This window comes from Acidovorax sp., assembly GCF_046294525.1.
GTDB lineage: Bacteria > Pseudomonadota > Gammaproteobacteria > Burkholderiales > Burkholderiaceae_C > Acidovorax.
Genome location: NZ_JBKBKQ010000001.1, coordinates 478,478 through 498,199, shown reverse-complemented (window position 1 = coordinate 498,199; position 19,722 = coordinate 478,478). Strand labels below are relative to the sequence as shown.

The 19,722-nt window shown below is 62.5% G+C and carries 14 protein-coding genes; 7 read left to right on the top strand and 7 right to left on the bottom strand.

Annotation, left to right across the window (positions count from 1 at the left end; translation table 11 throughout):
• The first annotated feature begins 2 nt into the window (after positions 1-2).
• From ACK4HJ_RS02215 to ACK4HJ_RS02205, 3 genes are read left to right on the top strand one after another with little or no spacing between them, the layout of a single operon-like run.
• Complete coding sequence (locus ACK4HJ_RS02215) at positions 3-2,798, top strand: ATP-binding protein (RefSeq protein WP_409827290.1); 2,796 nt, start codon at positions 3-5, stop codon at positions 2,796-2,798.
• Positions 2,795-3,181: a response regulator transcription factor gene (locus ACK4HJ_RS02210; RefSeq protein ID WP_409827288.1), complete on the top strand. Its 387-nt coding sequence runs from the start codon at positions 2,795-2,797 to the stop codon at positions 3,179-3,181. The genes ACK4HJ_RS02215 and ACK4HJ_RS02210 overlap by 4 nt, the downstream gene beginning before the upstream one ends.
• Positions 3,178-5,418, top strand: coding sequence for an exonuclease domain-containing protein (locus tag ACK4HJ_RS02205; protein ID WP_409827286.1), 2,241 nt, complete (start codon positions 3,178-3,180; stop codon positions 5,416-5,418). Before ACK4HJ_RS02210 ends, ACK4HJ_RS02205 begins: the two co-directional genes overlap by 4 nt.
• A gap of 831 nt (positions 5,419-6,249) precedes the next feature.
• Here ACK4HJ_RS02205 and ACK4HJ_RS02200 read toward each other — a convergent pair.
• Positions 6,250-8,130: a putative nucleotidyltransferase substrate binding domain-containing protein gene (locus ACK4HJ_RS02200; RefSeq protein WP_409827284.1), complete on the bottom strand. Its 1,881-nt coding sequence runs from the start codon at positions 8,128-8,130 to the stop codon at positions 6,250-6,252.
• A 257-nt stretch (positions 8,131-8,387) separates the two neighbouring features.
• Here ACK4HJ_RS02200 and ACK4HJ_RS02195 point away from each other — a divergent pair, with 257 nt between their 5' ends.
• The 4 genes from ACK4HJ_RS02195 (at position 8,388) to ACK4HJ_RS02180 (ending at position 11,918) form a co-directional block, all read left to right on the top strand.
• Entirely contained in the window at positions 8,388-8,810 is a 423-nt protein-coding gene (locus ACK4HJ_RS02195) for a hypothetical protein (RefSeq protein ID WP_409827282.1), read from the top strand.
• The gene (locus ACK4HJ_RS02190; RefSeq protein ID WP_409827280.1) at positions 8,807-9,238 is read left to right on the top strand and encodes an Lrp/AsnC family transcriptional regulator; all 432 of its coding nucleotides are present in this window, start codon (positions 8,807-8,809) and stop codon (positions 9,236-9,238) included. The genes ACK4HJ_RS02195 and ACK4HJ_RS02190 overlap by 4 nt, the downstream gene beginning before the upstream one ends.
• A gap of 150 nt (positions 9,239-9,388) precedes the next feature.
• Positions 9,389-10,351, top strand: coding sequence for a Bug family tripartite tricarboxylate transporter substrate binding protein (locus ACK4HJ_RS02185; protein WP_409827279.1), 963 nt, complete (start codon positions 9,389-9,391; stop codon positions 10,349-10,351).
• Positions 10,352-10,427: 76 nt separating this feature from the next.
• On the top strand, positions 10,428-11,918 hold the full coding sequence (locus ACK4HJ_RS02180) for an NYN domain-containing protein (RefSeq protein ID WP_409827277.1): 1,491 nt from the start codon (positions 10,428-10,430) through the stop codon (positions 11,916-11,918).
• Between the two features lie 477 nt (positions 11,919-12,395).
• Here ACK4HJ_RS02180 and ACK4HJ_RS02175 read toward each other — a convergent pair whose 3' ends face one another.
• The 6 genes from ACK4HJ_RS02175 to ACK4HJ_RS02150 form a co-directional block, all read right to left on the bottom strand.
• Positions 12,396-13,280, bottom strand: coding sequence for an HAD-IIB family hydrolase (locus tag ACK4HJ_RS02175; protein WP_409827275.1), 885 nt, complete (start codon positions 13,278-13,280; stop codon positions 12,396-12,398).
• Positions 13,277-15,130 carry a hypothetical protein gene (locus ACK4HJ_RS02170; protein ID WP_409827273.1) on the bottom strand — a complete coding sequence of 618 codons (1,854 nt, stop codon included), beginning with the start codon at positions 15,128-15,130 and terminating at the stop codon, positions 13,277-13,279. Before ACK4HJ_RS02170 ends, ACK4HJ_RS02175 begins: the two co-directional genes overlap by 4 nt.
• 94 nt (positions 15,131-15,224) lie before the next feature.
• Complete coding sequence (locus tag ACK4HJ_RS02165) at positions 15,225-16,604, bottom strand: hypothetical protein (RefSeq protein WP_409827271.1); 1,380 nt, start codon at positions 16,602-16,604, stop codon at positions 15,225-15,227.
• A 39-nt stretch (positions 16,605-16,643) separates the two neighbouring features.
• Positions 16,644-17,615 (bottom strand): glycosyltransferase family 2 protein, encoded by a 972-nt coding sequence (locus ACK4HJ_RS02160; RefSeq protein WP_409827269.1) that lies wholly within the window; start codon positions 17,613-17,615, stop codon positions 16,644-16,646.
• Positions 17,616-17,624: 9 nt separating this feature from the next.
• Positions 17,625-17,972, bottom strand: coding sequence for an EamA family transporter (locus ACK4HJ_RS02155; RefSeq protein ID WP_409827267.1), 348 nt, complete (start codon positions 17,970-17,972; stop codon positions 17,625-17,627).
• Positions 17,973-18,348: 376 nt separating this feature from the next.
• Positions 18,349-19,599, bottom strand: coding sequence for a hypothetical protein (locus ACK4HJ_RS02150; RefSeq protein WP_409827265.1), 1,251 nt, complete (start codon positions 19,597-19,599; stop codon positions 18,349-18,351).
• Positions 19,600-19,722 lie beyond the last annotated feature (123 nt).

Genomic DNA, 19,722 nt, shown 5'->3' with positions numbered 1-19,722 from the left:
CCATGCTGTCGCCTGCACTCGTCATTGCCGCGTCGCTGGCGTACCTGCTGGTGCTGTTTGCCGTGGCCTACTGGGCTGACCGGCGCGGGCGCGAGGGGCGATCGGTCATCGCCAACCCCTGGGTGTATGCGCTGTCGCTGGCCGTGTACTGCACGGCGTGGACGTACTTTGGCAGCGTGGGCCGCGCGGCAACGGGCGGCGTATGGTTTTTGCCCATCTACCTGGGGCCCACGCTGGCCATGGTGCTGGGCTGGCTGGTGGTGCGCAAGATGATCCGCATCGCCAAGGCATACCGCATCACCTCCATTGCCGACTTCATCGCCAGCCGCTACGGAAAGAGCCCGCTGCTGGCGGGACTGGTGACGCTGATCGCGGTGGTGGGCATCGTGCCGTACATCGCGCTGCAGCTCAAGGCGGTGTCGGCGGGTTACGCGCTGCTCACCGCCCAGGCCACTCCCGCCGGTGCGGTGCACTGGAGCCGGGACAGCGCGTTCTACGTGGCGCTGGTGCTGGCTGGCTTCACCATGGTGTTTGGTGCCCGGCATCTGGACACCACCGAGCGGCACGAAGGCATGGTGGCCGCCATCGCGTTCGAGTCGGTGGTCAAGCTGGTGGCGTTTTTGTCGGTGGGGCTGTTTGTGGTGTATGGCCTGTTCGACGGGCTCGCCGACCTGTTTGCACGGGCACAGGCTGTGCCAGCGCTGCAGCAGCTCATGCGGCTGGAGCAGGGCGGCCAGTTTGCATGGGCGCAGTGGTTTGCGCTCACGCTGCTGTCCATGCTGTCGGTAGTGTTCCTGCCGCGGCAGTTTCAGGTGATGGTGGTGGAGAACGTGCGCGAGTCGCACCTGCGCCGCGCGGTATGGGTGTTTCCGCTGTACCTGCTGCTCATCAACCTGCTGGTGCTGCCCATTGCGCTCGGCGGGCTGCTGTATTTTGGCGGCGGCGCGATGAATGCCGAGAACTTCGTGCTATCGCTGCCGCTGGCCGAAGGCCAGACGGCGCTGGCGCTGTTCGTGTTCATCGGGGGGCTGTCGGCAGCGACGGGCATGGTCATTGTCGAGACCATCGCTGTCTCCACCATGGTCAGCAACGAACTGGTTCTGCCGTTGCTGCTGCGCTGGCGGCACCTGCGAAGCGGCGTCGCCGGGCAGGACCTGTCGCGCCTGCTGCTCGGCATCCGGCGCGCTGCCATCCTGGGCGTGCTGGTGCTGGGCTACGTGTACTTTCACCTCGCGGGCGAGGCGTATGCGCTGGTCAGCATCGGGCTCATCAGCTTTGCCGCCGTGGCCCAGTTTGCGCCCGTGATGCTGGGCGGCATGTACTGGAAGGGCGGCACCCGGCAGGGCGCACTGGCAGGCCTGCTGGTGGGCTTTGCGATGTGGGCCTATACCTTGATGCTGCCCTCCATCGCGAAGTCCGGATGGCTGGACGCGGGCTTTCTGGCCGATGGCCCCTGGGGCGTTGGCTGGCTGCGGCCCGAGCAGTTGCTGGGGCTCACGGGCTTTGACGGGCTGACCCACTCGCTGTTCTGGAGCTTGCTCGCCAACATGGGCGCCTACATCGGTGTCTCGCTGTGGCGTGCACCATCGGGCCAGGAGGCCAGCCAAGCGCTGCTGTTTGTGGATGTGCTGGAGCGCACGGCCGTGTCCAGCCCCGTGTTCTGGCGCGGCCGTGCGCGCACGTCCGACCTGCTGCAGCTGTGCGAGCGCTTTTTGGGCACGACCAAGGCCGAGGCGCTGTTTGCCGAGTACGCGCGGCGCGAGGACGTGCGTCAGCCCGACGCCATCCGCCCCGACGCACGCCTGGTGCAGTTTGTGGAAACCCAGCTGGCCGGCGCGGTGGGCAGCGCATCGGCCCGCGTTCTGGTGGCATCGGTGGCCGAGGAGGAAACCCTCACGCCCGACGACGTGCTGCGCATCCTGGACGAGACCTCGCAGGTGCGTGCCTATTCACGCGCGCTTGAGGAAAAATCCCGCTCGCTGGAGCAGGCCACGGCTGAGCTGCGCGAAGCCAACTACCAGCTGCAGAGCCTGGACCGGCTCAAGGACGATTTCATGTCGTCCGTCACGCACGAGCTGCGCACGCCGCTCACCTCCATCCGTGCGCTGGCCGAACTCATGCAGGGCGATGCGGAAATGCCTGCTGCCCAGCGCCAGCAGTTCGTGGGCATCATCGTGGCCGAGACCGAGCGCCTGACGCGCCTGGTCAACCAGGTGCTGGACATGGCCAAGATTGAAGCCGGCCATGCCGACTGGCACGTGGCCGAGGTGGACCTGCGCGCGCTGGTCAACCAGGCCGTGGCCACCACTGCCGAGGTGTTCCGCGAGCGCGCGGCCGAGGTGCGCGTGCAGTTGCCGACGCAGCTGCCGTCGCTGCAGGCAGACCCGGACCGGCTGATGCAGGTGCTGCTCAACCTGCTGTCGAACGCAGCCAAGTTTGTGCCACAACCGGGCGGCCGGGTGCTGGTGGCGGTGCAGGCAGAACAGCAGGGCCGCACGCCGGGCATCACTGTGTCGGTGCACGACAACGGGCCGGGTGTCGAGCCGGATCAAGCCGAGTTCGTTTTTGACCGATTTCACCAGGGTGGCGATGCCGCCCGGCGCCCGCAGGGCACAGGGCTGGGCCTGCCCATCAGCCGCCAGATCGTTGAACACTTTGGCGGGCGGCTTTGGTTGGAGCCTGCCAATGCAGGCCTTGATGCTCGCTCAGAAGGCCTGTCCGAGCCGCCTTCTGGCGCATGTTTTCGCTTCTGGCTGCCGCTGCACCCCCACACTTTCGAAGACCCATTGCCACCATGACTGCCAAGATACTGATCGCCGACGACGAGCCCAACATCGTGATTTCGCTCGAATACCTGCTACAGCGGGAGGGCTACACCGTACTGGTGGCGCGCGATGGCAATGAGGCGCTGGACTGCATTGCGCGCGAGCTGCCGGACCTGGTGTTGCTGGATGTGATGATGCCGCACAAGTCTGGGTTCGAGGTCTGCCAGGCCGTGCGCGCCAACGAAGCCCTCCATGCCACGCGCATCCTCATGCTCACCGCCAAGGGGCGCGAGACCGATGTGGCCAAGGGCCTCGCCCTGGGCGCCAATGCCTACATGACCAAACCGTTTTCCACGCGCGAACTGGTCAGCAAGGTGGCTGAGTTGCTGGCCCAGCCGGGCGGGGCAGTGCCATGAAACCGCGCATCGACCCCCGCCTGCTGATGGCCGTTGCGCTGACCGGGCTCGTGATGGCGGGGTGGCTGGTGCTGATGGGGGCGGTGGTGTGGTCCACCCTGGGCCCGGACGAGCGCGCGGCTGTGGACGAGGTGCTGGCCCCCCGTCTGGCCCTGGTGGCCATGGGCTGGCTGGCAGGGCTGGCCGTGGTGGGCGGCCTGCTGCAGGTGCTGTACCGCCGCTACGTGGGTGCGCCCGCGCGTCTGCTGGAAGAGACCCGCGTGGTGCTGGCTGCAGCCACGCCGCAGCAGCTCAAGCCCGGGGGGACGGCCGAGATGCAGGCGCTGGCCGTTGCGGTGAACGAGCTGGCCGCCCAGCGCGACGGCCTGCGCGCAGATATGGATGCGCAGGTGGCCCAGGCCAGCCGCCGCGTGCAGCAGGAAAAAAACCGCCTGGCCGCGCTGATGGCTGAGCTGAACCAGAGCGTGGTCGTGTGCAACCGCGATGGCCGCATCCTGCTGTACAACCAGCGCGCGCGCTTGCAGTTTCGCGCGCTGTCGCAAGGCGCTGCGCCAGCGGCAGGCGCGGAGCTGGTCGGCATTGGCCGGTCGGTGTACGCAGTGTTCGAGCGCCAGGTGTTGGCGCATGCGCTGGAACGCATCCACCAGGCCCTGGCGCGCGGCGCGGCTCACCCCTCGGCCCAGTTCGTCACCACTGCGCAGGGCGGGCAGCTGCTGCGTGTGCAGGTGGCGCCTGTGCGCGACGTGGTGGCCAGCGCCGATGCCGCTGCGGCACACGACGCGCCCGGCGAAGCGCCGTCTGTCGAGAGCCCTCGCGATCGACTGGCCGGCTTTGTGCTGATGCTGGAGAACGTCACGCAAAGCGTGCAGGAAGAGTCCGAGCGTGACCAGCTGCTTCACGGCCTGACCGAAGGCAGCCGCGCCTCGCTGGCCAATATCCAGGCGGCGGTGGACATGCTGGGCTATGCCGACCTGGAGCCGGCCATGCGGGAGCGCTTTCTGGCCGTGGTGCGCGACGAGGTGGGCGCCATGGGCCGCCGCGTCAACGACCTGGCCCAGCGTGCGACCCAGCGCCTGAAGACCCGCTGGCCTCTGGAAGACATGCTGGGCGCCGACCTGGCGTACGCGGCGCAGCGGCAAATCACGGCTGTGTGCCACCGGCCCGTGACGCTGGACCACGTGGACGCAGGCCTGTGGATCAAGGTGGACAGCTACACCCTGCTGCAGGCGCTGACCTATCTGGCCCACCGCTTGGTGGACGAGTTTGAGGTGCGTTTTTTGCAACTGAACCTGCAACCCGCAGGAGGCCATGCACAGCTGGACCTGGTGTGGAGCGGCCAGGCCATGAGCAACGAAACCGTGATGAGCTGGGAGATGGACGCCATGCGCTTTGGCACCGAGCGCACACCGCTGACGGTGCGCGACGTTGTCGAGCGCCACGGCGGCGAGATGTGGTTCGAACGCGATCGTGTCCGTCACCAAGCCTTCTTCCGCTTTTTGCTGCCGCTGGTCAGCACGCAGGATGCGCCGGCCCAGCCGGCAGCGCTGATCGAAGCAGGCGCCAGCGGCCAGTACAGTCGCCCGGAGTATTACGACTTCGACCTCTTCCAGAGAGACGAGCAGGGCCGCGCGCTGGACGACTGCCCGCTGGCCGAGCTGGCCTACACCGTGTTTGACACCGAGACCACGGGCCTGAACCCCGCCGGCGGCGACGCCATCATCCAGCTGGGCGCCGCGCGCATCGTCAACGGCCGACTGCTGCGGCAGGAGTGTTTCGAGCAGCTGGTGGACCCGGGCCGCCCCATACCGGAGGCCTCTATTCCCATCCACGGCATCACGCCCGACATGGTCGCCGGCAAGCCGCGCATTGCCGAGGTGCTGCCAGTCTTCCACACCTTCGCGCAAGACACGGTGCTGGTTGCCCACAACGCGGCCTTCGACATGCGCTTTCTGCAACTGCAGGAGGCCGCCACCGGCGTGGCCTTCCACCAGCCGGTGCTGGACACGCTGCTGCTGTCGGCTGTGGTGCACCCGCACCAGGAGTCACACCGGCTGGAAGCCATCGCTGAGCGCTTCAACATCCCCGTGCTGGGTCGGCACACGGCGCTGGGGGACGCGCTGGTCACGGCGGAGATCTGGCTCAGACTGATACCGCTGCTGCAGGAGCAGGGCATCCACACCCTGCGACAGGCGCGGGAGGCGGCGCAGAAGACGTATTACGCGAGGTTGAAGTATTGACTTGGGGACGGCTTGCCGTGCTGGGGCTCGTGTTGGGCGATTGTGAATGATTTTGGCTGCTAGCGCTTGTGTAGAAAGCGCTAGCAGCTATTGATTTTGTAGCTTCTTGTTTTGCGATGGGATGGAGAGGCTGTCGAGGTTTGGGCTACGCATCGACCCACTCGGGCTGAGCGTGTCGAAGCCGGGGTGCCACTCCAGCCGTTCAGGCTGAGCCTCTCGAAGCCAGGGCACCGCTCGCGAGCTCCCTGATTGGCCGCATGCCTGTGCTGAGGGCGGAGGTCGGGTCTCGGCCCGGCGGCCGAGGTACTTGTTCTTTGCTTCGCTGTTCAGACCGGACACCTGTTAACCATGTGTCCGGTCTGAACACTTCGCCAAAGAGAAAAGTACCCAAAAGAAAGGCGACCCCCAGTCTGCGACCCCTTCGCGGTGCGAAGGGGCAAACCTGCGCCGGGGCGGTTGCGGGGTGCGCCGCAGAACTCACTGCGCTGCTTCGCAGCTCCGTTCAAACAACTACGGCGAGTAAGAGCACGAAGCATGGGCGCTTCGACGCCCATGCCACCCCGCAACCGCCCCGCCACAGGCGCAGCCAGAGGGGTGGGGCAGCCAAACAGCCAAACAGCCAAACAGCCAAACAGCCAAACAGCCAAACAGCCCTTCGGGCCATCGCTGCGCTCGGCCCGACCTGAGCAGCGCGTTGCGCCTGCGCCCGCGAGATGGGGCCGAGCGAAGCAATGGCCCGTGTGGATGTTCCCTTCTGGCGACAGGCTCAGTCCGGACTATTGCCACGCCTCCTGGCAGCGCAGCGCGCAGGGCCATGGCGCTTATCGCGCTCTAGTACCGCCCCGTCTGATACCTCTGCCCCAACACCCCCTGCAACGTTTGCACCACCGAGAACGCCTCCTTAAGGTGGCTGCGCTCAAAGTTGGACAGCTCCTCCAGCGCCAGGAAGTTGTCCGGCGGGAGGCCCTGCGCCATCTGCCGGGCCTGGTGCGCTATGCGCAGGCGCGACAGGAACTCCAGCGCGTCGCGCAGGTCGCGCGCGCTTTGGGGGCTGACCTCGCCGCTGCGTGACGACTGTTCCAGCCGGTCGTGCGTGTTCACGGCGGCCAGACCGCCGGCCAGGGCGTAGACGCGCGCCAGGTCCACGATGGGAACGATGCCGCTGTGCTTGAGGTCGATGGTGCCCGCGTTTTCGCCGCTGCGGATGCGGGCGATGGTGCCGAACAGGCCCAGCGGCGGGCGATGCTTGAGGGCGTTGCCCACCATCAGCGCCAAGAAAAGGCTGTTGCCGCGCGTGCGCTGCAGCACCTCATGGCGCAGCGATTCCAGCAACTCCACCTTGCCATGGATGGCGCGCAGGTCAAAGAACACGCAGGTCAGCATCAGCGCCATGGGTTCGGGCTTGTCCACCCACTGGCGGAAGTACTCGGCCCAGCGGTGGCGCGGTTGGCGCCATTTGTCGGTCATCGCCATCATCTCGCCGGGGCAGTGGATATACCCGCAGGCGGCCAGCCCGTCGCATACAAAGCGAGAGAACGCACGAAAGTACTCGCCGTGCGCGGCCTCGTCATAACGGTCGTCCAACACCAGGCAGTTGTCCTGGTCGGACTTGGCGGTCTGCTCGCTGCGCGCCTGCGAGCCTGCGGCCACCCAGACGTAGTCCACTGGCGCGGGGCCCAGTTGCGCCTCGGCCAGGTGGATGAGGCGGGTGGTCAGTGCATCGGTGATGGTGGTGATGATGTGGCCGGTGCTGTAGGCGCTGGCATCGGCCGCAGCCAGGTGCTGCTGCAGCGCCTTGATGCGCGCGCTGGCGCGGGCCAGGCCTTCCACCGTGGTCTGCTTGTAGACCTCGCCGGCCAGGTACACGGCCGAGGTACTGTGCTGCTCGGCCAGGTCGGTGGCGGTGATCATGCCCACAATGCGCGCCCCGTCCATCACCGGCACATGGTGGATGTTGTGCCGCGCCATCAGCAGCAGGGCCTCAAACGCGGGGCTCTGGGCTTGCAGCGTCAGGGGAGCCAGGGTGGCAATGTCAGATACCGGCCGATCGGTGCTGAGGCCCTGCGCCACGACGCGGTTGCGCAGGTCGCGGTCGGTCACCAGGCCGAACAGGTGGCCTTGCTCCACCAGCAGCACAGAGGACACGCGCAGTTCGCGCATCTGCAGCGCCGCGTCTCGGATGCTGCAGTGCGGCGGCAATGTGATGGGCTCGCGCTTGACGAGGGCGCGCACGGGCGTTCCCAGCAGGTTCAGCTGCACGTCGGCGCCCGGCGCTTGCGCAGCGGCGGCAGCTGCCGGCGGCTGACCCGTGCTCGGCAGCGACGGAAAAAAGTACGCCAGCGCGCCGTGGTCGCGGCACAGCGCGGCCACGGTGTCGGCGTCGAGCCAGGCAATGTGGCTGTCTGCCGCAGCGGTGGCCTGCCAGGTGGTGAGGTGCTGCGCGGGCGTGGCGCCAAAGCCGAACATGTCGCCGGGCAGCAGGTGCACAGCCATGTCCAGGTCAGGGTCGTGCAGGTCCACCGCACCGCTCACAATGAGCCCGGTGCGGCTGTGCAGGCGCCCCTGCGGCAGCAGGGTGGTGCCTACGTCCGATGCCTCCATCTGCCATTGCGGCGCCAGCGCCTCCAGCGTGGCGGCGTCCAGCTGGCTCCACACGCGGTGGCTGGCCAATGCCGTCTGCAGGGTGGCAAGGGTGTGGGGGGCTAGGTTCATGGCGGACAGCACCGGGCAACAGGGCCTGCCATTGTTGCAGCCGCCGTGCGCCGGCGGGGCAGGGTTGTTACCGGCATTGACGTGGGTCAATGTGGAATGAGGGGCAGCGCTACAGCTGCGCCGGTCCAGGCTGGCGTAGCATCGGCCTGCGCTGGTGGTGTGCCTGGCGGGTCGCGCTGACAGACCTGTTTGCCGCCTGCTTGCTGCCGCCACCCATCTCTCCATATTGTTATCCACCTGGGCTTCCAGTCTTGCCGTTGCCTCCCCCAACAGCTGCCGATGCCGATTCCGAGGCCGCCACCACCGTGGTCTGGCTGCATCCCGACGCGCCCGCCAAGCCCCTGGAAGGCGCACCCTGCAATGGCTGCGGTCTGTGCTGCCTGACCGAACCGTGCCCGCTGGGGGCCATCGTGTCGCGCAAGCGCATGGGTGCCTGCAAGGCCCTGCGTTGGAGCGATGCGGACCGGCGCTACTGGTGCGGTATGGTGTTGGACCCCGGCAGCGTGACAGGACTGACCCACCCGTGGGCCGTGCGTGTGCTGGCGACGCTGGCCCGCCGCTGGATAGCTTCGAGCGTGGGCTGCGATGCGCAATTGCAAACGCAGGCGGTGCCGCCGCATGGACTGCCGCCGCCGTCCCCGCCGCCTGTCGCACCCCCACTGCCACCGACCACGCCATGACCCGACTTGACGACACCGACCGTGAAATCATCAGCATCCTGCGGACCGATGCGCGCACCTCGGTGGCTGCGCTGGCCCAGCGGCTGCGTGTTTCGCGCGGCACCGTGCAAAACCGCCTGCAGAAGATGGAGGAAGCCGGCGTCATCGTGGGCTACACCGTGCGCCTGCGGCCCGACTCGGAACCCCAGCGCATCCGCGCCTGGATGAGCATTGCCGTGGAGGGCAACGCCGCGCCCGAAGTCATCCACGCGCTGCGCGGCGAGCCCATGGTGGGCACCCTGCACACCACCAACGGCCGGTGGGACATCGTGGCCGAGGTGCGCGCAGAAAGCCTGGAGGCCTTTGACGCCGCGCTCACCCGCATCCGCCTCACACCCGGCATCGCCAACACCGAGACCAGCATCCTGCTGTCCACCTATAAGGCTTGAAAGCCGCGGCCTTTCCAGCCGAACCGGCGTGCGAAGCCGATCGGCGGGTGCCACATTGGCGACAGAGGCTAGGGGGTTTCCTGCATGCCCGTGCAGCGAGGCTGCAGTCCAATGGGGCAATATTTGTCTGTCGCTTTTGAGGAGCCCCGCATGCAACGTCGCCACGTCCTTCAATGGGGAGCCGCCAGCCTGGCTGCACCCGCTTTCCTGGCCCAGGCCCAAAGCTTCCCCAACAAGCCCATCAAACTCGTCATCGCCTTCCCAGCGGGGGGGCCCACCGACATCACCATGCGCGCGCTGGCCGACAACGCTAGCAAGATCCTGGGTCAGCCTGTCATCGTGGAGAACAAGCCCGGCGCCGGCGGCACGCTGCCCGCCCAGACCCTGCAGACCTCGGCCGCTGATGGCTACACCATCGCGCAGATTCCGCTCGGCGTGTTCCGTCTGCCCTACACCACCAAGATCAACTGGGACCCGGTCAAGGACATCAGCTACGTGCTCAACGTCACCGGTTACGCGTTTGGCCTGGTGGTGCCTGCCGACTCGCCGCTCAAGACCTGGACACACTTCGTAGCCTGGGCCAAGGCCAACCCGGGCAAGCTGAGCTACGGCTCCACCGGCACCATGACCAGCCCGCACCTGACTATGGAACTGATTGCGCAGCAACTGGGCATCGAACTGCTGCACGTGCCCTACAAGGGCAGTGCTGACCTGATGCAGTCCATCCTGGGTGGGCAGATCATGGCGGCGGCCGATTCCACCGGCTTTGCCCCGCAGGTCGAGGCCGGCAAGCTGCGCGTGCTCAACACCTGGGGCGCCGACCGCCTGGCCAAGTTCCCCGACGCGCCTACGCTCAAGGAGCTTGGTTTGAACCTGGTGCAAAACTCGCCGTTCGGCATCGGCGCGCCCAAGGGTACGCCCGATGCCGTGGTCAAGCGCCTGCACGATGCCTTCAAGCAGGCCATGGAGCAGGACAGCTACAAGACCGCACTGGCGCGCTACGACATGGTGCCCATGTACATGAGCACCGCCGCGTACCAGAAGTTTGCGCAGGACACCTTCGCGCAAGAAAAGGCGCTGGTGGAGAAGCTGGGGCTGGCCAAGCCGATGTGAGCTAAGGCTCGGGGAGGGGCGTGCCCGTTCCGTGTGATGATCTGCAGTATTGAAGAGAAGAGAACTCACACAAGATATGGCATCCCCCTTCGACAGCATCAGCATGGCCCTGTTCTGCGACTTTGAAAATGTCGCCCTGGGCGTGCGCGATGCGCAGTACGAAAAGTTTGACATCAAGCCCATCCTGGAGCGCCTGCTGCTCAAGGGCTCCATCGTGGTTAAGAAGGCCTATTGCGACTGGGAGCGCTATAAGGGCTTCAAGGCCACCATGCACGAGGCAAATTTCGAGCTGATCGAGATCCCGCATGTGCGCCAGTCGGGCAAAAATTCGGCCGACATCCGCCTTGTGGTGGACGCGCTGGATCTTTGCTACACCAAGTCGCACGTCAACACCTTCGTCATCATCAGCGGCGACTCGGACTTCTCGCCGTTAGTGTCCAAGCTGCGCGAGAACAACAAGCAGGTGATCGGCGTGGGCGTGAGGCAGTCCACGTCCGATCTGCTGATTGCCAACTGCGACGAATTCATCTTCTACGACGACCTTGTGCGCGAAAACCAGCGCGCCCAGGCCCGCCGCCAGAGCCCTGGCAGCAACCCGCCACCTGCGCCCCGTCGCAGCCCCGAAGAGGAGCGCAGCCGCAAGGAAAGCCAGGACGCACGCCGCACCCAGGGCGTGGAGCTGGCCGCCGAAACGTTTGAAGCCTTGCTGTCCGAGCGCGGCGACACTGGCAAGATCTGGGCATCGGTGCTCAAAGAGGCCATCAAGCGCCGCAAGCCCGATTTCAGCGAAGGGCGTTACGGCTTCCGCACCTTCGGCAACCTGCTGGAGGAAGCGCAGGCGCGTGGGCTGCTGGAATTTGGGCGCGATGAAAAGTCAGGGGCGTATGTGTACCGCAGCCACGGCGGACCGAGTGCCCTCGCCGCGCCCCCGTCGTCCGATACGGTCGGTGAGCGCGCCAGCCAGCGCAGCGCCACCCGGCACGACTTTCATGCGGTGGCGACGGCATCCGATCTGCGTTTGGATGGCGGCGAAGGGCAGAGTGCGCCGGGCGGTAGCCGGAATCGTCGGGGTGAGGGCTCGGGCCCCACAGACACGCGCCCCGCACAGCGCAGCGAACACCTCTTCGCCGAACCAGCAGACGCCTCCGCCGAACGCTCTGCCAGGCGTTATTTCAGCCAGCCTTTGATCGCCGACACCGCACCGACAGAGCCGGTGATCGAATCAGCCGCGCTGCAAGAGTTGCGCTCCGAAGGAGAGGCGGATGAGCGAACGCTTGAGGGTGGCGCATCCACCGAGGCCGATGGCCCCGAAACCGCTTCACCCCGACCCTCACGCACGCGCATTGGCAATAATAAAAAGTCGGACGCCAGCCCCCGAAAGGCCGCCAAGCCCCGTACACGCAGTGCGCGCGCTGCAGCGAATGCGGGCGAGGAGGCTAACGCCGAGCTTTTTGCCGCCGCGATCGACACGTCTTTCGCTGACGTGAAGGGCTCTACGCCCGCCCAGGCGACCCCCACCCGCCCGCGTAGCCGAGCACGTAAACCGGCTGGCGAGTCAACTGGGTAAGCGCCACGGTCTATGACCCTGTGGGACTTGCAAATCGTCGACTGCAAATTGGCCGAGTTGGAATTCATTTCATACCGACGCCGAGAAGCGCCGCCATGCCGCGTTGCCAATCCTCGCGATAGCTACAGCTATCGCTGCGGTTTACGCTTTGGCTGACGGCGATTTCTATGTCTTTCGTTCATTAACGAACCTCTAACTTCGGACGCCAGTGTGGATTCTCGCAATGAGAGTGAAATGTTTTGGTACGTGTTTATCGGGGACTATCCGAGCAGGAGACCACGACGATTGACCCCAGGACGTCCGGGTGCGTCAGCCCGTTAGCGAGGTACAAAAGTACCGATTCGATTCGGGCTCGAATGGCGCGTGCGGCGATTTCCGTGGTTTGACGCGCGCTTCTGAGGCGCCGCGCTATCGCTTGTGTTGATGTGAGATTGATGATCCGTCCATATGTGGGCAATAGCACATGCACGGTGCAGATTACCGGCTTGCGAGGATCGCCCGCGCCACCTCGGCAAAGCCTGCACCACGCTCACCCTCGGTCACATAGCGGGGCAGGTGCTGTAGTTGCGGTACAAACCGCGCCACATTGGCCACGCCCACGCTGTGCGCGAAGTGCTGGAACATCAACTGGTCGTTGGTCGAGTCGCCCACATACACCCAGCGATTCATCTCCGCATCCAGATTGCGCCCCCACAGTTCTTGCACGATCCAGCGCGCACCTTCGAGCTTGTTGTGATCGCCAAACCAGCCATTGATGTGGATGCTACTCACCGTGGCGTTCATCCCAGCCTCGCGCATGATGCGCACCGCAATGTCGATGGCCTCTTGGGGCAAGTGCGTGAATTCGCTGTGGTCGATGGCAATGTCCGTCTCCCGCCCGGCCGAGTCCGTAGCGCGACGTGCCCCCGGCACCTCGGCCTCAATCTGCGCCAGCACCTCTTGCATGCGCGCAAAGTTGCGTTGCCGAACCGCGGGAGCCTGTTGATATGATTTTGATAGCTGTCCGCGCTTATCCAATAAGCGCTGGCGGCCAATTTTATTAAAACCCTCCGCCGCCGCCCTCCGCAACGCCACAGCCCCGTTCTCCGCCACGATGGCATCCACCGGCCACTGCAGTGCAAACGGCTCACTCCATCCCACGGGGCGCCCAGTGATAGCCACCACGCTCAGACCTGCGGCCTTGAGATCAGCGAGGGCCTGAAGGGCGTCGGGGGTGATTGCTCCGTCGGTGGTCAGCGTGTCGTCGATGTCGGTGAACAGGCCTGCGATGTGTTGTGTTGCCCTCCACGTCTTGAGCGGGCTTAGGTCGTGCGTGGAGTCATGGTGGTGGTGCGTGACTGTGTGGTTGGGGGCTGTCGTCATTTTTTTGCGAACTCGATCAGCGCTTTGTAAAAATGGTGGGAGCCATCTTGTTGATTGTGTGGCCCAAGCTCCAGGCGGTTAATGCCGAATCCATTGCCTTTAAAACGTTGAGGGACGAGCGAAAAGTAGTAGGGGCTGATGAATCGGGCACCTTGTTCGTACTGAGCCTGCAGGGCAGTCGTGTGCACGCTTGGCGTTTTCCATTGCTGAGGATGAAATTCAGGAATGCCATAGTCGGTGATTCGTTCGCGGGCTAGGTAGTCTCGCATCCATGCGCTGTGAGTGGCGCCGCCATACATATTGATGCCCTGCTTCCAGGGCATCCGGGCCTTCAGTGATGAATTTGCCGCAAACAGGTTGTGATTCCATGAGGAGTTCACCTGCGGCATGATTTGATGTGAGAACAGCTTGGCAGCTGGCAACCCCGCTTGAATGGCTCGGGCATGAAACTCTTCCAGCATGTGTTGCACTTGCCATTCTCGGTATTGGTTCCATAGCTTGGCCAAAGGGTTGAAGTAAACGTCCTGCCCTGACGAGGGGAGATCCATCCATGCTTTGACCCCCGGCAGCTTGGTGACTTTTGGCATCGACCGTAATGGCGCTGCGGGCTCTGTTGCAATCGAGGATTGATTGCGGGGGACCACGGTGAACGGTGCCTCTCCCACAACATATTTTTTGCCTTTGGCTTCTGCGACGACTTGAGCAAGGTGCCGACCGGATGGCAGTTGGGAAAAGTCGTAGTCAAGCCTGAATCCCACGTTCGGATCGGTGATGTCGGTTACGGCGCGATAGACATCCAGACGATTAAGCCCTCGTTCAATCGGCGCAACCATGCGACCGTCTACGTACAGATCAAGTTTTTGGATTTGCTTCTGTGGATCCCACAACCAGCCTGAAAAGGGCAGTTTGCCATCCGCAAACGCATCGTAGTGTTCGCCAAAATGCGCCAGTTTTTCTTTTCGGATGTCCTTGGCAGGTGCAGTCACCTCAGTCCAGGACTTGAAGGTAAGCCCTGTGACTGAGTTGAGTTTTTCGATGGTGGAAAACTGCTTCTCCAGCCAACGTTGGAACCCCGTGACAGAGGCTGGGCTGTAATCGGTGACTTGAATGTCCTTGAACGATCCCATGCCGTTTTCAAAGTCTGGGAACATCTGGTGCAGTTCCCCCATGAAAGTGATGGCGACTATCCTGGACTGCGCTTCTTTCGGCAAGGCGTTGATTTTCTTGGCAACGTGTTTGAGTGCCGCGTAGCGGTACCTGTTGACGGGGAGATGGGGGTCGGTCTGTAGGGTGTACGGAATGACGTGGTAGCCAAAATAGTTCAGGGTCAATGGCTTGCCAGCACGCAGCTGTAACAGGTTTCGAGGGTCTTTCTGCAGTTCTCGGGTCAGAGGCCCGAAAGAGTCAAAGTGGTCTGCGGCCAGGTAAAGTACAACTGGGCGTTTGACCTGGCTGATGACTCGAAAAAAATTATCCAGCTGTGCGTCATCAATCTCCCAGCCCTTTCCACTTTGCTTGTACAGGCCAAGCAACTGCAATGTTGCGGTGAAGCCAATTTGTACCTGGCCTTTGGGGCCGCCGGGCTCCAGCGTGTCGAGAAGTCTGTTCAAGGCAGCGGTTCCGCTGACCTTCAGACTTCTGCACTGCGCTTCCGCTTCGTAGACGTTAGTAAAACGCTGATCTTGTGCGGCCTCATCGCACATTTGCAGTCCCTCAATGACCGGGGCCACCACCAAGGGACCGCGCAAAAGTCCAGTTTGAGCGACCGCAGGGGTGCAATTTGCGAGCACGAGAACGCTTGCGAGGCTCGCGAAAGTTGTGCTGAATTTGAGATCGGAAAGTGGTTTCATCGAAGCAAACTAGTGTTCGGGGCAGCGCTCCAGCAGAGCGCGGAAATAAACGCGAAGCGCCAAGCCTTGACTTCGCAGTGAATGGGGACTGGATTCACAAAACGGCGGGTTTACTTCTTGTGGCCAACGCGGGCAGCAGCACCAGAGGGAGAGTAAAAAATGGCAAGAGGTACCGGTATTCGCCAGCGATAGAAAAGACAAATACGCCGCCCCACTGGATGAACATGGGGACGCTGACAAGCAGCAAGCCAGCTTCAGCACGATGCAATCCTCGGGTGAGTGCCCATAACAACAACCCAAAGCCCAGCCATGGCGTCCATAGCAACCAGCGCCACGCGTAGCTCTTGGCGTGTACCTTACGTAGCCAGTTCTCCAGCGTAGACCACTGCCAGAGTCGATAAGTGGACTGTGAAGACACCCTTGGCAGCACATTCGTCGCATAGGACAGTGCGGGAAAGCCGCCCTGCGCCAGTGCGGCAGAGGCAAACACATTGACCCTGCTGGCGAGGAAGTCGGGTAGGTTTTGCCACAGGTTGTAGGTCCAGAACTCCTTCACCACGGTTTGCTTGTCTGCATCCGATAGCGCACCGATTTGAGGGCCGTTGGGGTGGAATACCAGCATGTCCCAATAGGCAGGGTCACGGTACTGCTGGATTTTCTCCAGCGGGCCTCGGTGGCTCAGGGCCTCGATGGTTGCAGGGGACACTTTGGGTTTTTGCAGCACCCAGGGGTCATTCATGTGGGGGTAAAGTGCCCAAAGTTCGTTCATCGCCCGCTTTTGCAAGAAGCCGGCGGTTTCAAAGGCAGCCAGCGGAAACTGGGTCTCTTGCGTGGTCGATTTATGCAACTGGTTACCCGCAAAAACTGCAGCCGACCAAGCCAGCGCAATAAGCAGCGTCCAGCGGCGGCTGCGTGCATCCAGCCAGAGGGTGGCGATTGCCAGGGGCGCGAGAAACACCCACCCGTTGGGCCGTGCAAACGCTGCAAATGGCAGAGCGACGGCCATCATCAGCAAAGAGCCAGCGGAGGCTGACCTGCGCTGCACACACAGCCACACTTCAAACATCAACGCTGCCGATGCCACAGCAAACAGGCCATCGGGGTACAGCGTGCCCATGAAGTAAATCATGTGGGGTGCCATGGCGACGGCCAACAGCGCAAACCACAATGTCTTGTAAAGGCCTTGGCCCCAATACCAGGCCAGCATCCGGGCGTACATCACAGCGCACAGTGCCAGTGCCACACCGATCGGCGCCTCCACACGCCCGGTGGTGCCGTACAGCAGTTTGACAAAGTAATACCAGACGACTGTCTTGCCCGAGCGGAAAGCCTCAGGGTTCTGGACCTCTAGCAGGATGGCGACGCTGTCTTCGCCCAGGACGCCGGGCCAGAACGTCAGCAGCCAGATGGAATAGGCAGTGGTGAGCACTGCCAACAACGGAAGAAACCGCGCCAAACTGCGTTGGTCAACCAACTCAGAACATATCGATGGGAGTAGCTTCACGTGCGCCCGTCAAGATTCATAGGGCTGTGGCGCAGCGAGCGAGTTACTGAGGGGCTCTGTTGGGAGGTTACTCACGTCATAGTGCAAAAATGCAATCAGGAACTGGATGCCAATCAATACAGGTAGCGCCGCAAGCATGACCGTGCCGCTGGTGGCCGGTTGGTTGGACAAAGCGCTATCGAGCCAGTGCATCGCTCCAAATGCAGAGCCAACGGTTAGCAGCACGCCCCCAAAGAGGCTATAGAGCGTGCCCACATTGAAGTCCCGCACCAGGTAGTTGTAAACATACCTGCGCCACAAGCGCGATGCATGCTTTTTCAAAAACTCAGGCAGCACCTTGCCGATCTTGAGGTTGGATTCCTCGTCGGCATAGACCGAATCCATCGGAATGTCTTTCACAACGGCACGCAGTGTATTGAGCCGGAAGAGCATGTCAGTCTCGAAGAAATAACGCTTTTCCAGCTTGTCCAGAGGCAACTCCGCCAGCACGCAGGTGCGGGCTGCCGTGTAGCCGTTGGTCGGGTCCATGATGTTCCAGTACCCGCAGCTGAGCTTGGTCATGAAAGATAGCACCGCATTTCCAAACAACCGGACAGGCGGCATGCCCTGCACAGACTCTGGGCGGAAAAACCTATTGCCCTTGGTGTAGTCAGCTTCGCCGCGCAGCAAGGGGAAAGTGAACTTGGGCAACAGGGCGGGGTTCATTTGCCCATCACCATCTATCTTCACCACGATATCCAAGCCCTCTGCAATCGCGGCTTTGTACGCAGTGACGATGGCTCCTCCGACGCCACGATTTTCAGAATTGAATAACACTTTGACGCGTGGATCTTTGTTGTGCGCTTCAATAAAGCGACCACTGTGATCTGGGCAGGCATCATCTACGGCGTAGATGGTATGAACTTCTGGCCCGATAGCGGCTAACACTCCCAGAACGTGCTGGGTGACTTTATAGCAAGGGATGGCGACGGCTATGCGCATGAGTCGCCTCTAATGTGCTGACGCCAGTGCGACACCGGCGATGATGAGTGCCCCACCTGCGAGTGTGCGCCAGTGCAAAGGCTCCCCTAAAAAAGCCCAAGCTAGTGTGGGCACTATCAAAAAAGCTAAGCCCATGAAAGGGTAGGCTAGATGCAATGGGACGTTGCGCAGGATCCAGACCCAGCCGATGGTAGTTAGTGCGTACAAGATCAGCGAGGCGACCAGCCAGCCATTGAATACCCAGTCAATGACGTTTGGATGCGCAGGAAGCGCTGTCGCGGCCTTTTTAAACAAAAGCTGTCCGACTGAAATGCACACTACACAAAAAATGGTGTAAAGACTGAGGATGAAGGTCATGAGTGTTCTAACAGGTCCTGATCTCATGGCTGAACTGGCTGAGCCAACCCTTAGCATGAAACTTACTTCACATTAACGGATAGGGGCCGAGACAATCCCAAGGGTGGCGGCTTTCGAGCAATTCAGTTCCCTGCCAGTTGACCAGGGGCCCTGCAGGAGGAGCATGCCTGTTGTATGACTGGAGTCAATTGGGCATGTGTCATCACCCGCGTCGACAGCAGAAGTCTAAAAGCTGCCTGATGTAATTTGTGCGAGTTTGGTGACGCGGTGTATGGCGCAGCGCTCTTGGGTCCTCGAGTCAGCCCTTGGTCATTAAGCCGCAGGCAATCCTAGTCCGGGTGGTGGATCCCTCGATGTCGAAAGAGCAAATTGCACGTTAAGAATTAACTTCCGACCGCAAACCCACATATGCAGGAATCATCGCAAGCGGCAGTGTAAAAAATGGCAATAAGTAGCGGTATTCCCCCGCAATGGAGAACAGCATGATCGCGACGAACTGAATGCACATCGGAATTCCCACAAGCAGCAGTGCACGGTCACGGCGACGCCAGCCAGTGGCTAGTGCCCAGAAGGTCATTGCGATGCCAATAAACGGTGTCCAAAGCAGCCATCGCCATTTGTAAGACTGTTCATGCAACTGAAACAGTGCAACAGTTAGCGGCTCCCAGCCATGTATTCTGAAACGGGACCGTGACTCTAGCTGTGCCAAAACATGTTCCGCATAGCTGTGGGCAGGTAGGCCGCCTTGTGCTAAAGCGGACGTCAACATCACATTTACGCGGCTGCCTACAAATTTGGGGATGTTGTGCCAGAGGTTGTATGTCAGAAACTGATGGACGAGTACCTTCTGGTCTTTTTTTGGGAGCCCCATCACGCGCGGCCCCTGCGGATTGAATACGAGCGGATCCCAGTAGTCGGGGTCGTAGTACCGCACTACCTGATCGTATATACCGCGCTGCTGCAGGAGCGCAACTGTTTCTGGAAGCACGCGAGGCTCGGTAGTCCAGATATTCATAGGGCGGGGCTGCAGAAAGTTGGCAGTCTCAAAAATTACCAGCGGGAAGAGCGCGCCGTGGCCTGGCACGTCACGGCGCATTTCCACGGCGGCGATGTTTAGGCCAAGGGAGGTCGCGAGAATGACTGACATCCAGACGCGACTCCTGCGATCCACCCACAGCAGTGCAACCGCTATCGGGACTAGAAATATGATGCCGTTGGGCCTAGCGAATGCGGCAAACGGTAGGGTGACTGCGGTCACCAGTAATCCTGCGGCACTCATTCGCCCGACTTTTACCGCAAACCACAGCTCAAACAGCAAGCCTGCGACCGCTATAGCGTAGTAGCCGTCGGGGTACAGCGTCCCCGAAAAATACACCATATGCGGGGTCACACAGATCAGAATAAAGAGTGCCACGCCGCTCTTGCGCAGGCCGTGCTGCCAGTACCACGCGAGAATCCGGGCGAAGACAAGTATCGCCAGCACCATCAATACGGCAATAGGTACCTCGACCCGGCGCGTGCCCTCATAGCAAAGCCTTACGAACCAATACCACAGCGCAGGCTTGCCTGAGTGGCGGTCATCAGGGTGTTCTATCTCCAGCAGTACAGCGAGGCTATCCTCTCCCAAGACGCCGGGCCAGAAAGCCAGTAGCCAGCTGCCGTAAACCAACGCGAGCAGCCCGGACAGGCAGGCGAAAGGGCGCCATAGGATGGGTGCCCTTTCGCCCGACGTTTCGTGTTCGTTTGTTGG